Source organism: Streptomyces sp. NPDC015127 (assembly GCF_043080095.1).
GTDB lineage: Bacteria > Actinomycetota > Actinomycetes > Streptomycetales > Streptomycetaceae > Streptomyces.
In genome coordinates this window covers 57,606-75,855 of record NZ_JBIBVE010000007.1, presented here as the reverse complement: position 1 = coordinate 75,855, position 18,250 = coordinate 57,606, and the positions used below count along the sequence as shown (strand labels likewise).

Annotated in this window: 14 protein-coding genes; 6 read left to right on the top strand and 8 right to left on the bottom strand. The window is 72.6% G+C overall.

What is annotated here, in order from left to right; genetic code table 11:
* Positions 1–3: 3 nt before the first annotated feature.
* Positions 4–603, bottom strand: a complete 600-nt coding sequence (locus ACF08N_RS15495; RefSeq protein WP_392325121.1) for a GNAT family N-acetyltransferase — start codon at positions 601–603, stop codon at positions 4–6.
* 341 nt (positions 604–944) lie between these two features.
* On the opposite strand from ACF08N_RS15495, the gene ACF08N_RS15490 reads away from it, so the two are divergent.
* Positions 945–2,375, top strand: coding sequence for a PP2C family protein-serine/threonine phosphatase (locus ACF08N_RS15490; protein ID WP_392325386.1), 1,431 nt, complete (start codon positions 945–947; stop codon positions 2,373–2,375).
* Between the two features lie 123 nt (positions 2,376–2,498).
* Here the strand turns inward: ACF08N_RS15490 and ACF08N_RS15485 are convergent, their stop codons facing one another.
* Positions 2,499–3,992 (bottom strand): hypothetical protein, encoded by a 1,494-nt coding sequence (locus ACF08N_RS15485; RefSeq protein ID WP_392325120.1) that lies wholly within the window; start codon positions 3,990–3,992, stop codon positions 2,499–2,501.
* Positions 3,993–4,231: 239 nt separating this feature from the next.
* On the opposite strand from ACF08N_RS15485, the gene ACF08N_RS15480 reads away from it, so the two are divergent.
* From ACF08N_RS15480 to ACF08N_RS15465, 4 genes are all read left to right on the top strand, one after another.
* On the top strand, positions 4,232–5,353 hold the full coding sequence (locus ACF08N_RS15480; protein WP_392325119.1) for an aminoglycoside phosphotransferase family protein: 1,122 nt from the start codon (positions 4,232–4,234) through the stop codon (positions 5,351–5,353).
* A 295-nt stretch (positions 5,354–5,648) separates the two neighbouring features.
* A complete protein-coding gene (locus tag ACF08N_RS15475) occupies positions 5,649–7,379 on the top strand; it encodes a PP2C family protein-serine/threonine phosphatase (RefSeq protein WP_392325118.1) in 1,731 nt (576 codons plus the stop codon).
* A gap of 177 nt (positions 7,380–7,556) precedes the next feature.
* Positions 7,557–9,536 (top strand): N-acetylmuramoyl-L-alanine amidase, encoded by a 1,980-nt coding sequence (locus ACF08N_RS15470; RefSeq protein WP_392325117.1) that lies wholly within the window; start codon positions 7,557–7,559, stop codon positions 9,534–9,536.
* 185 nt (positions 9,537–9,721) lie between these two features.
* Positions 9,722–11,920 carry a germacradienol/geosmin synthase gene (locus ACF08N_RS15465; RefSeq protein WP_392325116.1) on the top strand — a complete coding sequence of 733 codons (2,199 nt, stop codon included), beginning with the start codon at positions 9,722–9,724 and terminating at the stop codon, positions 11,918–11,920.
* A 70-nt stretch (positions 11,921–11,990) separates the two neighbouring features.
* Here the strand turns inward: ACF08N_RS15465 and ACF08N_RS15460 are convergent, their stop codons facing one another.
* Positions 11,991–12,491 (bottom strand): hypothetical protein, encoded by a 501-nt coding sequence (locus tag ACF08N_RS15460; RefSeq protein ID WP_177147993.1) that lies wholly within the window; start codon positions 12,489–12,491, stop codon positions 11,991–11,993.
* Positions 12,492–12,724: 233 nt separating this feature from the next.
* Between ACF08N_RS15460 and ACF08N_RS15455 the strand changes: the two genes are divergently transcribed.
* On the top strand, positions 12,725–13,078 hold the full coding sequence (locus tag ACF08N_RS15455; protein ID WP_392325115.1) for a hypothetical protein: 354 nt from the start codon (positions 12,725–12,727) through the stop codon (positions 13,076–13,078).
* Positions 13,079–13,861: 783 nt separating this feature from the next.
* Here the strand turns inward: ACF08N_RS15455 and ACF08N_RS15450 are convergent.
* From ACF08N_RS15450 to ACF08N_RS15430, 5 genes are all read right to left on the bottom strand, one after another.
* The gene (locus ACF08N_RS15450; RefSeq protein WP_392325114.1) at positions 13,862–14,503 is read right to left on the bottom strand and encodes a CGNR zinc finger domain-containing protein; all 642 of its coding nucleotides are present in this window, start codon (positions 14,501–14,503) and stop codon (positions 13,862–13,864) included.
* 49 nt (positions 14,504–14,552) lie between these two features.
* Positions 14,553–14,801 (bottom strand): DUF397 domain-containing protein, encoded by a 249-nt coding sequence (locus tag ACF08N_RS15445; protein WP_392325113.1) that lies wholly within the window; start codon positions 14,799–14,801, stop codon positions 14,553–14,555.
* A gap of 90 nt (positions 14,802–14,891) precedes the next feature.
* The gene (locus ACF08N_RS15440) at positions 14,892–16,058 is read right to left on the bottom strand and encodes a thiolase domain-containing protein (protein WP_392325112.1); all 1,167 of its coding nucleotides are present in this window, start codon (positions 16,056–16,058) and stop codon (positions 14,892–14,894) included.
* A 1-nt stretch (position 16,059) separates the two neighbouring features.
* Positions 16,060–17,169: a thiolase domain-containing protein gene (locus tag ACF08N_RS15435; protein WP_392325111.1), complete on the bottom strand. Its 1,110-nt coding sequence runs from the start codon at positions 17,167–17,169 to the stop codon at positions 16,060–16,062.
* Positions 17,166–18,143, bottom strand: coding sequence for a Zn-ribbon domain-containing OB-fold protein (locus ACF08N_RS15430; RefSeq protein WP_392325110.1), 978 nt, complete (start codon positions 18,141–18,143; stop codon positions 17,166–17,168). Before ACF08N_RS15430 ends, ACF08N_RS15435 begins: the two co-directional genes overlap by 4 nt.
* Positions 18,144–18,250: the final 107 nt, after the last annotated feature.

Sequence of the window (18,250 nt, the reverse complement as noted above, 5' to 3'; positions counted from 1 at the left end):
GCCTCACATACTGCCGCCCACCACTGACAACGGCCCCGGAGCGGCGTCGGGGGCCCTGCGGACGTGCAGGTGACCGTCGTTGGGAAAGGGCGGCCGGGCCGGAAGAGTCGACTCGTAGAGGAATCGGCATTTCTCCGCCACCCGGCACGACGCGGTGTTGTCGACCTGGTGGAGCAGGTCCAGGCGGTGCAGGCCATCGGGTCCGTAGGTGCGGAACGCCCAGTCGGTCAGGGCCTCCAGCGCCCTGGGGGCGACGCCCCGCCCGCGGGCGGCGGGCGCGGTCCAGTACCCCACCTCGGCGACGGGAGCAGCACCGCCCGGGCGCTTGAGCGCGACGTTGGCCACCAGCCGCCCCTCGACGCCGCCGGGCAGCTCCTCGAAGGCGGCGAAGCCGAAATAGGTGCCGGCCCGCCAACCGCGCCGTCGCACGTCGAGCCATCGGAGCCCGTCGTCGATGCCGTTCACCGGAGCCCGGGTCCAGCGGCGCAGCGGTTCGTCCCCCCGGTACACCTCCACGAGGGCGGTGACGTCTTCTTCGCGCCACGGCCGCAGCACGAGCGGGGGAGCCGTCGCTGTGGCTTCGGCCCGCAGAATCACGCTCATCGTGCCCCTTCCCCACCCGGGACCGGACGGTCGTCCAAGGCACCCACTCGCGCTCCTGTCCGGCGGACATCCGTCCGGTGATGACATATGCCGCAGCCTCACGCGGCCGCTTTCACCACACCCATCACATCAGTCACGGAACCCGAGGCCCTTGGCGGGTACCGTGCGTGAGACACGGCCCGAACAGGCGGACGAAGGGCCGGAGAGCCTATGGCATATGTCAAAGGCACCACCGGATCGAGTGTTGCCAAATGGCTTACGGCCCCTCGCCGCCTGTGCAACAGTCGTAACCGGTCCCTGTATCAGTCCTGGCCGTGGCCGCGCCTGTATCGGAGTACGACATGCCGTCCCATGTGTTCGCGGACCGTCAGCCGCCCGAGCGCGGCGCCGTCGACGCCCTGATCACCCGCACCCGCAGGCTGCGCGGAGACGTGGACGCGGTGCGCCAGGACACGGTGAGCGCCGACGACGACCCGCAGGGGCGATGGCAGCGCGCGCTCTACGACCTCGCCGTCCACCACCTGGACGACCTCGGTGCGCACCTGGACCAGCTCAAGGAAGGGCTGCCGCCCGCGACCGCGGACGCGTTCGCCGACGAGCTCGCCGAGTACGAGGCGGACAGCGCGGCCGGCACCGGTTCGCTGCTCAGCCGGGTCGGCAGCGCGGAGTGGAACCTGCTGACCGACGAGGTGAGCTGGTCCGACGAGCTCTACCAGATCCTCGGCCGCGATCCGGCGGCCGGACCGATGTCCCTGGACGAGCTGCCCTCGGTCGTGTTCGCCGAGGACCAGTCCCTGCTCACCGCGATGGTGACGGACTGTCTGGTCGACGGCCGGCCGATCGACGGCGAGTTCCGCATGGTGCGGCCCGACGGCCGCGTGCGCACGGTGCACATGATGGGCGAGCCGGTTCTCGACTCCGACGGCTCGACGGCCTCGATGTGGGCCGTCCTCCGTGACGTCAGCGAACTGCGGCGCAGCCAGCGGGCGGTGCGCGAGAGCCGGGACTCGCTGCAGCGGCACCAGCACATCGAGCGGACCGAGCGCCGGCTCGCCGTCGAGATGCAGGAGGCCGTGCTGCCGCCGTGGCGCGGCTCGCTCCAGTTCCCGCCCGGCAGCCCCACCTCGTTGGACATCGCGGCGCACTATCTTCCGGCGGCCGACGGCGCCCTCATCGGCGGCGACTGGTACGACGCCCTGCAACTGCCCGGTGGTGCCTCACTGTTGAGCGTCGGCGACCTCGCGGGGCACGGCGTGACGGCGACCTCGTCGATGGCCATGCTGCTGGGCGCCCTGCGGGGCATGGCGGTGGCGGGCATCCGTCCGGGGCAGCTCATGGCCCATCTGAACCAGTTGCTGGACACCTCCGCACAGCCTGCCCTCGGCACCGCGGTGTGCTGCCGTTACGACCCCGCAAGCCGCGTCCTGACCTGGGCACAGGCGGGGCACCCCGCCCCGCTGCTCTTCCGCCGCGGGACGGGACGCGCGCTGTCGATGCTCGACGGGGTCCTGCTGGGAGCCACCAGCGGCGCATCGTACGAGCAGGGCGAACTGACCCTGCAGCCGGGCGACGTGCTGGTCCTGCACACCGACGGTCTGACCCGTACAACTGCGGATGCGCAGGACACCGAGGGTGCGGCGGACCGGCTGACGGCACTGGCGGCACGGCTCGCCGAGGCTCGTGACGCACAGGAGTGCGTCAGGCTCGTGGTGGAGGAGTTCGGCGAGCGCGAGGGCGACGCCTGTGTGCTGGTCGCGAAGGTGAACGCGTAGGAACACGTAGGACAGACGCCGAAGGACAGGCGCCGGCGCGTAGGACAGACGCCGACGGACGGGCCCGGCGGACGGGCGCCGGCGCGGACGACGGCCGAGGCGGATGCCGCCCGGTCCACCCTGTCAGATCCGGGTGCTTCTGCGCTTCGTCGACGGGCCGGTGGGCAGCGCCACCTGGATCTCCTCGCGCAGGTCCTCGATCTTCGCGTAACCCGCGTACTGGCCGGTGAGCCGGTACATCTCGCGCAGCCGGTCCCAGGTCCGGTGCGAGGAGGTCTCGCCCATCGACACCAGCGCGAGCCTGGCGTACCGGTCGGCCTGCTCCGGGTCGTCGGCGATGAAGCACGCCGATGCCAGCGAGATGTAGTCGAAGATCTTGGAACGCTGACGCCCGCCCTCGCGCAGCTGAAGCGCCTGCTTGGCATGCCGCTGGGCGATGCTCGCGGCCGAAGGGTCGTGATCGGCCAGCGTGCGGTACGCGAGCGCCTGCATGCCGTGCATGTCCGCCTCGTCGAACATCTGCATCCAACTCGGCGGCGGTACATCGCCCTTGTCGGAGACGAACAGCTCCTCGGCCTCGCCGAGCGTGCGCCGCATGGCCTGTCCGCGGCCCATGGACGCCTGTGCCCAGGCCTCGATGGTGTGCAGCATGGCCTGGGTGCGGGGCAGCGTCTGCTCCCCCGAGCCCGCCTTGGCGAGCTTCATCAGGTCCAGGGCGTCGTCGGGGCGGCCCAGATGCACCATCTGGCGCGCGGCCCGGGACAGCGCCTCTCCGGCGCGGGGGCGGTCGCCGCCCTCGCGCGCCGCGTGCGCGGCGATGACGAAGTACTTCTGGGCGGTGGGTTCCAGGCCGACGTCGTGGGACATCCAGCCCGCGAGGACGGCGAGATTGGCGGCGACGCCCCACAGGCGCCGCTGGAGGTGGTCGGGGTGACGGTAGGCGAGCATGCCGCCCACCTCGTTCAACTGGCCCACGACCGCCTTGCGCTGCAGTCCGCCGCCGCGGGCGGCGTCCCAGGCACGGAACACCTCGACGGAGCGCTCCAGCGCCTCGATCTCCTGCGACCCGATGGGGGCGGCCTCGTAGCGGTCGTACCCAGCGGGGTCGGCGTGCAGCGGATCGGCGGTGAGGGCGGGGTCCTGGGAGGTGCCGGGTTCGGTCTTGAGCCAGTCGTGCATGGCACTGCTGAGTGCGGAGCCCGCGGCGAGTGCCGCGCCGGCGCCCACCAGGCCGCGTCGGTTGAGCATGAGGTCCATTCCCGTGAATTCGGTGAGGACCGCAGCCGTACGGTCGGGCGCCCACGGCAGACCGTCAGGGTTGTCAGTGCCCTGGACGTCCCGCCGCTTCCCCGCTCGCCCGCTCCGTGCGAACCCGAGGTCCTCGATGGTCACGACACGACCGAGTCGCTCGGTGAACAGGGCCGCCAGCACCTTCGGCACGGGATCGCGCGGGGACTCGCCCATGTCGATCCAGCGCCGTACGCGCGAGGTGTCGGTCGCCAGTTGGGGGTGGCCCATGGCCGCCGCCTGCCGGTTCACGAGTCTCGCGAGTTCGCCCTTGGACCAGCCGGCCAGGCCGAACAGGTCACTCAGGCGGGAGTTGGGTTCTCCGCTCACGTCAAGCCCCCAGGTTCTCGGCTGAGTTGACAGTAACCCCCTGTCATAGGGCTGGCGACTATTCGCCAGGGTTCGCCAGGGTCCGCCAGATGGTGTGCCACCCGCGGCCCGGTGTCAGGTAGGAACGCGCCACCTCGCTCCGGCTGCCAGGGGCACATTCCCCAGGGTGTTGCCTCCGGTACGTCCGGAGCGGGGCAGCGCACGCAACTTGTCGGCACACGAAGGGATCTGTATCTCCCATGTACACAGCATCGTCCTCCGTGTCCGCCCCGCCCCGGCCGCAGCGTCCGGCTGTCCCGGCCGGCTCCGGACCGTATCTCGCCCCCGCTCACACCGGTCGGTCACACAGGCCGGCCGGTGCGGTCGGCCACCCCCTCAGCGGGAGAATCGACTTGTCCGGCCCCCAGGGCGCGCAGCTGCGCAAGGCTGTCGCGTCGGTGCACCGGATCTGCCCGGAGTTCAATCCGGTGCAGGTACTGCGCCGCAGCGGACGTTCCGTACTCATCGTCGGAACGACGGGGCGTACCACCGCGGTCGCCAAATGCTTACTGGACCACTCTCCCGCGTGGGCGGAGTCGCTGCGCCACGAAATAGCTTCCTACCGTGCGTTCGTGCGGCACCGGCCACCGGTCCGGGTGCCCCGGCTCATCGCCGCCGACCCGGAGAACTGCACGCTGGTGATCGAGCGGATGCCCGGCCGTCCCGCGGCTCTCGCCCGGCATCCCGTCGAGGCGCCCCCGAGGGCGGACGTGCGGGCGGCGCTCGGCGCCGTCGCCAGGCTCAACTCCTGGCGGCCGCCCGCCGGGATGTTCGACGCGCCGCTGGACTACGGCTCGCGGATCTCGCGCTACCACGAGCTGGGTCTGTTCACGGACCGGGACCTCGGCGATCTGCAGAAGCTGCTCCACGGTCTGGCCCACGCGGGCGGCCGGCAGGGCATGGGCCAGTTCTGTCACGGTGACGCGCTCCTGTCGAACATCCTGCTCTCCCCCACCGGTCCGGTGCTCGTGGACTGGGAGCACGCCGGCTGGTACCTGCCCGGGTACGACCTGGCGACGCTGTGGGCGGTGCTCGGGGACGCTCCGGTGGCACGCCGCCAGATCAGCCAGCTGGCCCAGCAGTCGGGGACGGCCGCCCGGGACGCGTTCCTGGTCAATCTGATGCTGGTGCTGACGCGGGAGATCCGGACGTACGAGACGGCCGTGCAGCGCACCATGCGGGAGGCGCCGCCCGTGGTCGGGGGTCAGGCACCGGCAGCGGGGCTCGCGGCCGGGGAGGAGCAGCGACTGCTGCTGCGGCGGCTGCACGACGACTGCGCCATGGCCCGCAGGGCCGTGCGCGCGGCGGTCGGCACACGCTGACCGCCGGACGAGGGGGAAGCGCGCTGCGCGCCCGGTGCCGACACACCGGGCGCGCAGCGCACTGTCGTGGGCCGTCGGGGCCACCGCTCTGCTCCGTCCTGCCGAACCGGCGTACGGGAGCTGCCTCGTATGGCGGCGCACGGTCGCACGTTCGCTGCGGCTCCCCCTAGGCTCGTCGTCGAACGATCTTGGCGCGGCGGTGTCCCGGCGTGGCGGGGTGGGCCGACGACGAGGGAGACCGGACCATGGGCGTTCCCGGCACAGGGGTCGTCGACGAGGGTGCGGTGGGCCGCTCATGACGCTTCCGCACCCGACCGATGTGCCCTCGCTCAAAGCGTTCATCCAGCGGGAGATCGCGACCCTCCGTCACGAGGTACGCGACCGGACGGAGTCCGCGGCGGCCGCCGCGCAGGCACCGGCGAGGGAGATCCCGTCCGGATCAGCGGTCCAGTGCCCCTGCGGTCAGGGCAACGGCGCCTCCCACTCCTGCTGGGACGCGGGCGACGACCACGACCCCTGGACCTGCGTCTGCTCGACGCTCCCCGCCATCCCCGTGTCCGCCGCGCTGCTCGCGCCGGTACGGGACGACGCGGGTACGATCGTCGACTTCGTCATCCGGGCCGGCAACCACATCCGTTCGGCCCAGTGGCTGGTCTCCCCCGACGAGCAGGTGGGCCAGCGGTTCCTGGCGGCACGCCCGGGGGCGGCGGACAGCGGGCTGCTGCCCGCGCTGAGCGATGTGCTGGCGACGGGCCGCTCGCTGGGCGGCCTGGTCGTGGACTACACCGAGCAGCGGCACGGCAGGCTGCGGCGCGTCCAGCTGGTGCACTACGCGGCCTCGTGCGGCGACCAGGTGCTGACCACCTGGCGGCCGGTGCGCAGCCAGGCGGAGCTGCTGACCATCGACGCGCAGCACCTGGCCTCGATGGGCTGGGGCCGCTGGGACCTGCTGTCCGGTGCGGTCGACTGGTCCGAGGGGTTGCAGCGGATCTTCCGTACGGACCCGCAGCTGCCGTGGTCGCTGCTCGAGCTGTGCGACGCTCTCGTCGAGGCGGACGTGGGTCCGTTCGGCGAGTTCATCGCGTCGGTGCTGGCGGGCGAGGAACCGGCCTGGACCCGCATCCGGTTCCGAGTGCTGGGCGAGGTGCGGACCGTCGACCTGCTGGGCCGGCCGGTCGCCGGGACGGACGGGCGGCCCTGGGCGGTGCAGGTCGTGGCCCGTGATCTGACGCCGCAGATGCGCAGCCGGCGGCGTCTGGTGGAGAAGCAGTGGGAGGCGGAGCGGCTGCGGCAGCAGGCCGCGGCGGAGCACCATGTGGCATCGGTGCTGCGGGAGGCGCTGGTGCCGACGTATGCCGAGGGTCTGGCGGAGCTCGGACTTTCGGTCGCCGCCGCCTATCTGCCCGCCGAGCCCGACGCGGCGGTGGGCGGCGACTGGTACAAGTGCCGTCCGCTGCCCGACGGCCGGGCGCTGATCGCCATCGGAGACGCGAGCGGTCACGGCCTGGACGCGGTGGCACGGATGGCCCAGCAGCGTTACGCGATGGCCGGACTGGCACACACGGGTGCGGAACCCGGTGATGTCGCGACCTGGCTGAACGACCTGATCTGCGGCGAGCCGGCACCGTCAACGGCGACGATGGTGGTGGGCCACATCATGGCAGGCCGGGCCCTGCGCTGGACATGTGCGGGACATCCGGCTCCGCTGCTGCTGCGCGGCGGTCATGCCTTCGCGCTGTCCGCGGCCCATCGGGGGCCGCTGCTGGGGGCGCTGCCGGGACATGCGTACGAGACGGCGGATTTCCCGCTGGAGGACGGCGACGTGCTGCTGCTCTACACGGACGGTGTGGTGGAGCGGCGCGACGCGGACATCACGGACGGCATCGCCGCGCTGACCGAGTCGCTGACGGCGTGCGCGAACCGTTCGCCCCAGCAGATCGTGGACCGGCTGGCGGAGGAGTACGTGCGCACGGTCCACGACGACGACGCGTGTCTCGTCGCGGTTCGGGTGGGCCGGCCGGGCTAACGGGACATTGGTCCATGCCACTGACGCGCCGCAGGCCCGCGAGCCGTCGTCGCGAAAGTCCCCGACACGTGTGCTGACGTGCAAATTCCTTGTGGCTGAGCATGATTGACGGATCGTACGGAAGCCGATACCCCTTAGGGCTGTCCGGCCGCGCACCATCCGTCCTGGGAGGCTGCCTTGCAAGGATTCGCCCGCGCGCGTTCCAGAAGCACTCGCCGACGACAGGCAGGGACAGCGGGCGCGGCGGTGGCCGCCGCCGCTCTGCTGCTGCCTCTGCTCTCCTCGGGGCCGTCGGCGACCGCCGACGGGCGCCCTTCTCCCTCCGCGCTGCAGCGCGAATTCGCGGCGGCCGCCGACGAGTTCGATGTGCCGCAGAGCGTGCTGCTCGGCGTGTCGTACCTGCAGTCCCGCTGGGACGCGCACGGCGGTGCCGCCAGCGTCACCGGGGGCTACGGCCCCATGCACCTGACCGACGCGAGGACCGCGCTGGCCGAGGCCCCGCACCATTCGCATGGTGCGGAGGACGCGCGGGGCGACGACGCGCGGCCGGCGCGCACGGTGGCCGACGCGCCGCTGCCGGAGCCGGCGGCGCTGCCGCCGCGGCTGCGGACGCTGGAGCGGGCGGCACAGGTGTCGGGCATCGATCCGGAGCAACTGCGCGACAACACGGCGGCGAACGTCCGTGGTGGTGCCGCGCTGCTCGCCGAAGCACAGAAGTCGCTGGGCCGTCCGCCGAGCGACGATCCGGCGCAGTGGTACGGCGCGGTGGCCCGGTTCTCGGGTGCGGACGACGTGGCGACGGCGACGACGTACGCCGACGATGTGTTCGACGTGATCCGCACGGGCCAGGCTCGGACGACGGACAGCGGTCAGCGCATGACGCTCGCGGCCGACCCGGAGGTGGCGCCGGACCGTGCGCAGGTGGCGGACCTCGGTCTGCGCACCGCCGACGCGGCCCGGACGGAGTGCCCGCGTTCGGTGGCGTGCGAGTGGATCCCGGCGCCGTACGAGGAGTTCGGGGAGGGCGACTACGGCAACCACGACAAGGCGCAGCGGCCTCACTCGCAGTCGGTGAAGTACATCGTCGTCCACGACACCGAGGCCACCTGGGACACCACGCTGCGGCTGGTGCAGAACCCGCAGTACGTGTCGTGGCAGTACTCGCTGCGCTCGTCGGACGGGCACATCGCCCAGCACGTGCCGCTCAAGGACGTGGCGTGGCACGCCGGGAACTGGTTCGTGAACGCCAAGTCGGTGGGTCTGGAGCACGAGGGTTTCCTGGTGTCGCCGGACGCCTGGTACACGGAGGCGATGTACCGCACCTCGGCGCGGCTGGTGCGCTACCTCGCCCACCGGTTCGACATTCCCCTGGACCGTCAGCACATCCTCGGCCACGACAACGTGCCGGGGACGACGACGGCCACGATCAGGGGGATGCACACCGACCCCGGGCCGTACTGGGACTGGGCGCACTACTTCACGCTGCTGGGCCGCCCGTTCACACCCGAGGCGGGTCCGGACAGCGCGGTGGTCACGATTCGTCCGGACTACGACGCGAACCGGCCGCTCTACACGGGCTGCACGAAGGCGGGCGAGGCGTGCACGCCGCACGGCTCGGGCGCGGTCCGGCTGCACACCGGGCCGAGCGAGAGCGCGCCGCTGGTCAAGGACATCGGGCTGCGACCGGGCGGTCAGGACTCGACGACCGGGGTGAACGACACCGGTGCGCGGGCCTCGACCGGGCAGCAGTACGCGGTGGCCGGCCGCGAGGGCGACTGGACGGCGATCTGGTACCTGGGCCAGAAGGCGTGGTTCCACAATCCGCGGACGGAGCCGACGGCGGTGCCCGCGCGGGCGAGTGTGCTGACGCCGAGGGACGGGCCGGCCGAGGTGCCGGTGTACGGGCGGGCGTACCCGGAGGCGTCGGCGTACCCGGCGGGAGTGCCGGTGCAGTCCGTGTCCCCGCTGCCGTACAAGCTGCGCGCGGGCCAGGAGTACGTGGTCGGTGACCGGCTTCCGGGCGAGTACCTGTACGCGACGACGTTCGACACGGCAGGTCACCGGGTGGTGCGGGGCGAGGAGATGTACTACGAGATCCAGTTCGGGCACCGGGTGGCGTTCGTGAAGGCGTCCGACGTGGAGGTGAGGGGCCGCTAGGGGCCTCAGTGGAGCTGCGGGGTGGCACCGGTCGTGGGGTCCGGCGCCACCCCGCCCCCCTTGAGGGGTTGTATGACTAATCGCCCGAGTGCGTACGCCGGTTGGGCGAAGGGTAGGGCTGGGCCGACCACGACCGGTCCGCGCGCCCGGATGCGCGGCTGCTCACCGAAAGGCCCCTGACTCCTATGGCACAGCCCTTCGAACTGCCGGATTTCTACGTGCCCCATCCGGCACGGCTCAACCCGCACGTGGAGGAGGCACGGCAGCACACGACGCAGTGGGCACGGCGGATGGGGATGCTGGAGGGGTCCGGCATCTGGGAGGAGAGCGACCTCGCGGCCCACGACTACGCGCTGCTCTGCGCCTATACGCATCCGGACTGCGACACGGAGGCGCTGAGCCTGGTCACGGACTGGTACGTGTGGGTCTTCTTCTTCGACGACCACTTCCTGGAGGTCTTCAAGCGCACCCAGGACCGGGCGGGCGGCAAAGCGTATCTGGACCGGCTCCCGGCGTTCATGCCGATGGACCTTTCCCGGGGGACGCCCGAGCCGACGAATCCGGTCGAGGCGGGCCTCGCCGATCTGTGGGCGCGCACCGTGCCCGCCATGTCCCCCGCCTGGCGCGCCCGCTTCGCGCTCGCCACCGAGAACCTGCTCAACGAGTCGATGTGGGAGCTGTCCAACATCAACGAGGGCCGCATCGCGAACCCTCTGGAGTACATCGAGATGCGCCGCAAGGTGGGCGGCGCGCCCTGGTCGGCGGGGCTCGTGGAGTACGCGGCGCAGGCCGAGGTCCCCGAGTCCGTCGCCGGCTCGCGTCCGCTGCGGGTGCTGCGCGACACGTTCTCGGACGCGGTGCATCTGCGCAACGACCTGTTCTCCTACCAGCGCGAGGTCGAGGACGAGGGCGAGAACAGCAACGGCGTGCTGGTCCTGGAGACGTTCCTGGGCTGTACGACACAGGAGGCTGCGGACGCCGTCAACGACCTGCTGACCTCCCGCGTCCAGCAGTTCGAGAACACCGCGCTCACCGAAGTGCCCGCCCTGTGCGTGGAGAAGGGGCTGAGCCCGGCGGAGTGCGCGGCGGTCGCCGCCTATGCCAAGGGGCTCCAGGACTGGCAGTCCGGCGGCCACGAGTGGCACATGCGCTCCAGCCGCTACATGAACGAGGGCGTGGACACCGGTCCCGCGCCGCTCGACGGGGCGCTCGGGATGTCGGCCCTCGACATCAGGACACTGTTCGGCCGCCCCGCCGCGGCGCGGCTGCGGACGCTCACGCACCGGCCGCGGCCGGTGGGCCCGTCGTGGCTGCCCGCGTTCGACCTGCCTTTCCCGCTCTCGCTCAGCCCCCACCTGGACGACGCACGCACCAAGTCACTGGCCTGGGCGGGCCGTATGGGGCTGCTGAACGACATCTGGGACGAGGCGAAGCTCGCCGGTTTCGACTTCGCGCTGTGCTCGGCCGGCCTCGACCCGGACGCCACGCCGGAGGAGCTGGAGCTCAGTGCCGAATGGCTGACGTGGGGGACGTACGGCGACGACTACTACCCGGTGGTCTACGGCCGGACGCGCGACCTCGCGGGTGCCAGGCTGTCGAACGAGCGGCTGAAGGCGTGCATGCCGGTCGACGAACCGGAGGCGGGCGCCGCCCTCGCGGTCGCCCCGATGGAGCGCAGTCTCGCCGACCTGTGGGCCCGCACGGCGGGGCCGATGTCGCCCGGTGCCCGGGAGTCCCTGCGCCGGGCGATCGACGTCATGCTGGACAGCTGGCTGTGGGAGCTGCACAACCAGGCGCAGCACCGTGTGCCCGACCCGGTCGACTACATGGAGATGCGCCGCCTGACGTTCGGCTCGGACCTCACCATGAGCCTGGCCCGGCTGCGCCACGAGGGCGAGCTCCCGCCCGAGATCTACGCGAGCGGCCCGCTGCGCAGCCTGGAGAACTCCGCGGCGGACTACGCCTGCCTGCTCAACGACCTGTTCTCATACCAGAAGGAGATCGAGTACGAGGGCGAGATCCACAACGCCGTCCTGGTCGTCCAGACCTTCTTCGACTGCGACTATCCGACGGCCGCCGCGATGACGGACGAGCTGATGCGCTCACGGCTGCGCGAGTTCCTGCATGTGAAGGAGCACGAACTACCGTTGCTGTGCGAGGACTTCGCGCTGGAGGAGAAGGCGAGGGCGGCCCTCGGCGCCTATGTGCGCGAGCTGGAGGACTGGCTCGCCGGCATTCTCAACTGGCACCGGCACGTGCGGCGTTACCGCGAGGAGGATCTGCGCGGGGGCGCGGCACCATGGCGGCTGGGCACGCCCGCGGGGCTGGGCACGTCGGCGTTCCGGCTGGGTCTGCCCGCTCAGCACGCGGAGGTGCGCGTGTAGCCGGACGGCCCGCGCGGACAACAGAACTGCCCGGGGTTCTCCCCGGGCAGTGGGCCGTGGGGCGAGGTGGTCAGCCCTGCTGGAAGAGCTCCGCGGGCAGCGGCTTGAGCAGCGCGTAGAGGTCGTCGGTGATCGGGCGGTCCCAGCTGGCGATCGTCACGAGCACGTTGTCGCTGCGGTCGAACTGCACGCAGGAGATACGGCTTTCGGAGAGCTTGACGCGCCGGACGATCAGGAGGTTGTCGCCCTGCATCACCGGTGTGTCCTCGACGTCGACCACCTCGACCGGCTCGTCGTTCTCCAGCGCGATGAGGAGCTGGGCGACCTCGAAGGGGATCTCGCCCTCCTCGACCTCGCGGGCGGGCGAGCCCTCGGGGAGATTGCCGATGATCATCGCGGGGCCGCGGCCGCCGAACAGGTCGTAGCGCAGGAAGACGCCCTGACAGCTGCCGTCGGGAGCAGGCAGCAGACCGGCGCCGAGATTTCCGGGCCAGTCGCCCGGGTCCATGGCCAGGACATCGAAGTCCGGACCCGCGGGTGTGGCGGCGCTGCGGCGGCGGAGAAACGACATAACCGCCATGGTACGTGTCCGCGCGGGGTCGGCCGAGTCGGGGCGGGGGCCCTGTCGCACGTGGTCGGGGACGCTGTCGCCCGGGGCGCACTCGGGCGCGCGGCACCCCCGGGGGCGGCGGCCTCGAACGACCTTGAACGCGTCCGGCCTCGCGCCCGTACCCCTGGGCGCACCCGTTGTCCTGAAGAGCAGCGCGCCGACGAGGATCCGTACCCACACGTGAGGATCAGCCCATGAACGACCGCATCAGCCCCGATCTGCAAGCCCTTCCCGACGGCGAGGCGGAGGTCCGTCTCGTGGTCCGACTGGCCTGGGAGGACGTGGCGGCACTCGGTCAGGAGGCGGGCAGGCTCGCCGCTCGGATGCAGCGGCCCGTGAGCCTCGACGAGGCGGCGGGGCACCGGCTGCGCACCCGGTCCGCGGTCCGCGCCAAGCCCACGCCGGATCCGGCTCCACCCCTGCCGCCGGTGGCGTCGCCCGTGTCGTCGCTGACGTCCCGTACGCCGGGCGAGCACGCCCGCCAGGCGATCGAGAAGATCAACGGCTCGGCGGGACCGGCCCGCGACGCGACACAGACGTCCGCGTGATGCGCCGCTCCGGGGGCGTGGTGTCGCCCCTCGCCTCGCACGTGGCGTGGCGGAGGCCCAGGTCCCCGGCGCCCGACGCGCTGCCGGCGGCGGCGTGAGCGCGTGCGGCGCGCTCGGCCCGGAGCCGGAACCGGCGGCCGGACGGCTGGGCGGCCCGGGGCCGGAGCCCCGAACCGGCGACCGGGCGGCGCCGAAGCGGGGCCTGGGCCGGCCCTTCGCACGGCCGCGCCACGCGGCGCGGGGCCGGATCCCAGCACGAGCACTCCCAGGCAACCGCGGCGTGGGGCGGGGCCGGACCCGGTTCGTTCCGCGGTCGGCGCGTCCGCCGCCGGTGACCCGGCGGGAGCTCGCCGACCACCTACCGCCCGCATCACGTCGGCTTGATCGGGAACGGCCGCTCCCTGCCTCGCCGGGCGACGGCCGTCGGGGTCCCGACGTCGCTGGGGCGCATCGCATGAGGGGAACGACCGGCTGTTCGGGGTCTGATCCGCCCACGCGTGCCGGAAGACCGGGCCAGGGCCGCACCAGAACCGACCGGGTGCGGGCGGGCCCGCCAACAGTGGCCGGCGGTCGTCGTCGACCGGCACGTCGACGTAGGCGACGTAATGCCGTGGGGCACGCGACGCGGGACGTCGATCGCATCCTTCGGGGCGGCGCGGGTCCGCCAGGGTTGGCGAGCGCCAGCCCCGTCGGGCACGGCGACGTGCGACCTCGAACGCGGCCTTCGGCGCGGCGCCGGTCCGCAGGGCGGGCGAGTCGACGGCGGTGGCGTCGCGGGGACGGTCAGGGCGTGGGCGTCCGGTGGCGTTCCTGGTGGCGGGCGACGCGCGCGCGGTTGCCGCACGAGGGCTTGCACCACTCCTGGCGCGGATGCTCCTTGAGGAAGTACCGCACACAGCGCGGCGCGTGGCAGGCCCTTAGCCGCTCCCGGTCGGGGCTCGCGAGAAAGGCGATCGCCGCGCGGGCGAGGGTGGCGGTCAGCGCCTCGTACGCGGGGACCGTCCCGGCCGCGCGGGACACGGCGAGGGGGGCTCCGTCATCGGCCCACTCCAGCCGCGGCACGACCGGCACGGCCGCCGCGGCGCCGTTGAGCCGCGCCAGGGCTTCGTCTGCGGGCAGCAACCGCCGCGCGTCGGCGGGGCTGGGCGGTCCGGGCCGTACGGCCCTCGCGAAGAGCGACCGCACGGCGGCGCGCACGTCGCGGACGGCGGCCAGCCCCGCTTCGTCGGCGACGAAGGCCGCCGCACCGAACGGCTGCGGGGCCGGCGTCCCGGCCGTCCCCGCACCGTCGAGGTCCTCCGCGTGCAGGCGGACCCACTCGGTCAGCCCCGCGGTCTCCGCCAGGTCGTCGGCCACGCCCCCACGCCCGTCGTGGCGGATCGTGAGGGCCAGGTCGAGTACGAGCGAGTGAGCATGCGCGGCCATGCGGACCACCGTAACCCTGCTGCCGGAGTCCTCCCGCCGCCCCGTGCGGTCAGGTCAGATCGAACTCGCCGTCGCGCGCGTTCAGCACGAAGGCACGCCATTCGGCGGGGGTGAAGATCAGCGACGGGCTCCCGGGCCGGCCGGCGTTGCGCATGGCGATGAAGCCCTCGACGAAGGCGATCTGGACGTCACCCACTCCCTGGCTGCCCGACTGCCAGTCGGCGCCGCTGAGATCCAGCTCCGGCTTCTCCCAGCCGGAGAACACCTGCGTGGTAGTGGTGGTGGTGCTGTCGGCCACGTCCCTGCTCCTCCCACATCGATTCCGGGGCCAGACTAGCGAGGGCGCCCGGTCACGGACAGGGCGCGGAGCGCGCGGCGCGCTGCCGCGTCAGGTGGTGGGCGGCTCCGCTCCCACGAGCCACATGGAGAAGAACTGCGATCCGCCGCCGTAGGCGTGGCCGAGTGCCGTGCGGGCGCCGTCGACCTGGTGCTCCCCGGCCTGTCCGCGCACCTGGAGTGCCGCCTCGGCGAAGCGGATCATGCCGGAGGCTCCGATGGGGTTGGTGGACAGCACTCCGCCCGAGGGGTTCACGGGCAGGTCGCCGTCGAGTTCGGTCACGCCGGACTCGGTGAGCTTCCAGCCCTCGCCCTCGGCGGCGAAGCCCAGATTCTCCAGCCACATCGGCTCGTACCAGGAGAACGGGACGTACATCTCGACCGCGTCGATCTCGCGGCGCGGGTCGGTGATGCCGGCCTGCCGGTAGACATCGGCGGCGCAGTCCTTTCCGGCCTGCGGGGAGACGAAGTCCTTGCCCGCGAACATCGTCGGTTCGCTGCGCATGGCGCCCCCGTGCATCCAGGCGGGCGGCGCGGGGGAACGGGCCGCGCCCGCGCGGTCGGTGAGGACCATGGCGCAGGCCCCGTCGGAGGAGGGGCAGGTCTCGGAGTAGCGCACCGGGTCCCAGAGCATGGGCGACGCCTGGACCTTCTCCAGGGTGATCCCGTGCTCGTGCAGGTGGGCGTACGGGTTCTTCAGCGCGTTGCGGCGATCCTTGTAGGCGACGAGGGAGCCGATCGTGTCCGGTGCGCCGGTGCGCCGCATGTAGGCGCGTACGTGCGGGGCGAAGAAGCCGCCGGCCCCGGCCAGGAGGGGCTGCTGGAAGGGGATCGGGAGGGAGAGGCCCCACATGGCGTTGGACTCGGACTGCTTCTCGAAGGCGACCGTGAGGACGGTGCCGTGGACGCGCGCGGCGACCAGGTTGGCGGCGACGAGCGCGGTGGAGCCCCCGACCGATCCGGCGGTGTGGACGCGGAGCAGGGGTTTGCCGACGGCGCCGAGCGCGTCGGCGAGATAGAGCTCGGGCATCATCACGCCCTCGAAGAAGTCCGGCGCCTTGCCGATGACGACGGCGTCGATACCGGCCCACGTGAGCTGGGCGTCGTCGAGGGCCCGGAGGGCGGCTTCGCGGACGAGTCCGGCGATGGAGACGTCACGGCGGGCGGCGACGTGCTTGGTCTGGCCGATGCCGACGACGGCCACGGGCTCATGGGGCATGTCAGGTCTCTCCTTCGAGGACGGCGACCAGGTTCTGCTGGAGGCACGGGCCGGACGTGGCGTGGGCCAGGGCCCGGTCCGACGCGCCGCGGTGGATCCGGGCGGCGGCCTCGCCCAGCCTGATCAGGCCCGCGGCCATCACCGGGTTGGCGGCGAGCGCTCCGCCGGACGGGTTGACCCTCACGCTGTCGTCGAGGTCGAGACTTCGCCGCAGGACGATCTCCTGCGAGCTGAACGGGGCGTGCAGTTCGGCGGTGTCGACGGGCCGCTCGAACGCTCCGGCGTGCCGGGCGGCCAGGCGCGTGGAGGGCGAGTCGGTGAGGTCCCGTACGCCGAGCGCGTGGGCCTCGACGCGGTGGTCGATGCCGCGTATCCACGCAGGCCGGGAGCACAGCCGGCGGGCGGTGTCGCCGGCGGCGAGGATCACCGCGGCCGCGCCGTCGCCGACTGGCGGGCAGTCGGCGACCCTCAGCGGCCGGACGAGGTGGTCATCGGCCGGACGCTCGCCCTGGAGCTGAGCGTGAGGGTTGGCGGCCCTCGGCTGAGGGTGAGGGTCGGCGGCCTTCAGCTGAGCGTGGGGGTTGGCGGTCGCGTCGGCCCGGCTGCGGGCGGCGACCGCGGCGAAGGCGGACTCGTCGGCGATGCCCGCGTCGAGGAGCGCCTGGGCCTGGAGGGCGGCGAGGGCGACGGAGTCGGGCCAGAGCGGGGCCAGGTAGTACGGATCGAGCTGACGGCTCAGCACCGCGCGTACGTCACCGGGCGAGGACTTGCCGTACGCGTAGACGAGCGCGGTGTCCGCCTGGCCCGTCAGGAGCTTCACCCACGCCTCGTACAGGGCCCAGGCGCCGTCGGTCTCGACGTGCGACTCGCTGATCGGCGGCCAGGCACCCACTCCGTCGAGGGCCATGGTGAAGGAGAACGCACGTCCGGCGAGGTAGTCGCTGGAACCGGAACAGGTGAAGCCGATGTCGCCCGTCGTCAGGCCCGTGCGGGTGAGGACGTCGTGGAGGACCGGCATCAGCATCTCGACCTCGGAGACGTCGTCCGTGCGGCACCGGTGGTCGGTCTGCGCGAAGGCGACGATGGCCACGTCCCTGGCGTACCGCGTCACAGCAGCTCCTTGTACGTGTCGTAGTCGGCGTCGGGCTCGCCGGTGGGCCGGTAGTGGTCGGGGTGCCGGGCGCCGTCCCGCCACACCGGTTCGACGCGCAGCCCCATGCGCACCTGGTCGTACGGGATGCCGCCGATGCGCCCGTGCAGCGCGAGGTCGGCGCCGTCGAGGGCGATGTGCGCGTAGACGTAGGGCACCTCGATGTCGAGGTTCGGGGTATGAGCGGCCTTGATGTTGACGATGCAGAAGGTGGTCACGGTCCCGCGGGGACCCGCCTCGACCTGTTCGGAGGTCGCCACTCCGCAGGTGGGGCAGGCGCCGCGGGGAGGGACGTAGACCTTGCGGCACCGGGGACAGCGTTCGCCGACGATCCTGCGCTCGGCGAGCGCAGCGAGGTGGGCGCTCTGCGCCCGGCCGGGCGCGTACGTGTAGTCGAGCCGGGCGGGCGTGACGATACCGGTGACGGGGTCGGGGAAGACGCCGCTGTGCGGGCGGGCGATCGGTGGGCCGCCGTGGGGATCCGCGTCGTACGGCTCGAAACAGGCGATGTCCGTGATGGCGCCGGTGCGCTGCGCGGCCCAGCGGATGCGCACCCGCATGCCGGTGCGCACGGCGTCGGGGCCGGGCGCGTCGAGGACGTGCAGCAGGGCGGTGTCGGCGCCGTCGAGGCGGACGAGCACCCAGGCGAAGGGCGTGGCGAGCGGCTGGCCGCGGCGGGGGTCGGGGTTCCAGGCCCAGGTGGTGACGGTGCCGGTGGCCCCGACCTCGACGAGGTCGCGCAGCTCGTCGGAGGTGACGGGGTCGTACTCGACGGGCGGGACGAGCACCTTGCCGTCGCCGGTGCGTACGCCGAGGACGGTCGTCTCGCGCAGGCCGGTGAGGAAGGCGCTCTGGACGGGCCCGAGGGAACGGGTGAACGGGAACTCGACGACCATCGGCGCGGTGAGCGCCTGGGGGGCGGGACCGGGTGTCATGGGGGCTCCTTCTGCAGGGGGCGTAGGCCGGCGGGACTGGGGATGCGGGTGCGGGTGCGTGCCGCTGCGCGGGGCGTCTCCCCCACCCCGCCCTCCCCCTACGGCCT

What these genes read in the sequence shown, in the direction of transcription:
- ACF08N_RS15475 (WP_392325118.1), top strand. Translation starts at nt 5,649, where the DNA reads ATGACGCTTCCGCACCCGACCGATGTGCCCTCGCTCAAAGCGTTCATC.
- ACF08N_RS15430 (WP_392325110.1), bottom strand. Translation starts at nt 18,143, where the DNA reads ATGACACCCGGTCCCGCCCCCCAGGCGCTCACCGCGCCGATGGTCGTC.
- ACF08N_RS15460 (WP_177147993.1), bottom strand. Translation starts at nt 12,491, where the DNA reads ATGTCGTTTCTCCGCCGCCGCAGCGCCGCCACACCCGCGGGTCCGGAC.
- ACF08N_RS15440 (WP_392325112.1), bottom strand. Translation starts at nt 16,058, where the DNA reads ATGCCCCATGAGCCCGTGGCCGTCGTCGGCATCGGCCAGACCAAGCAC.
- ACF08N_RS15480 (WP_392325119.1), top strand. Translation starts at nt 4,232, where the DNA reads ATGTACACAGCATCGTCCTCCGTGTCCGCCCCGCCCCGGCCGCAGCGT.
- ACF08N_RS15495 (WP_392325121.1), bottom strand. Translation starts at nt 603, where the DNA reads ATGAGCGTGATTCTGCGGGCCGAAGCCACAGCGACGGCTCCCCCGCTC.
- ACF08N_RS15490 (WP_392325386.1), top strand. Translation starts at nt 945, where the DNA reads ATGCCGTCCCATGTGTTCGCGGACCGTCAGCCGCCCGAGCGCGGCGCC.
- ACF08N_RS15455 (WP_392325115.1), top strand. Translation starts at nt 12,725, where the DNA reads ATGAACGACCGCATCAGCCCCGATCTGCAAGCCCTTCCCGACGGCGAG.
- ACF08N_RS15465 (WP_392325116.1), top strand. Translation starts at nt 9,722, where the DNA reads ATGGCACAGCCCTTCGAACTGCCGGATTTCTACGTGCCCCATCCGGCA.
- ACF08N_RS15450 (WP_392325114.1), bottom strand. Translation starts at nt 14,503, where the DNA reads ATGGCCGCGCATGCTCACTCGCTCGTACTCGACCTGGCCCTCACGATC.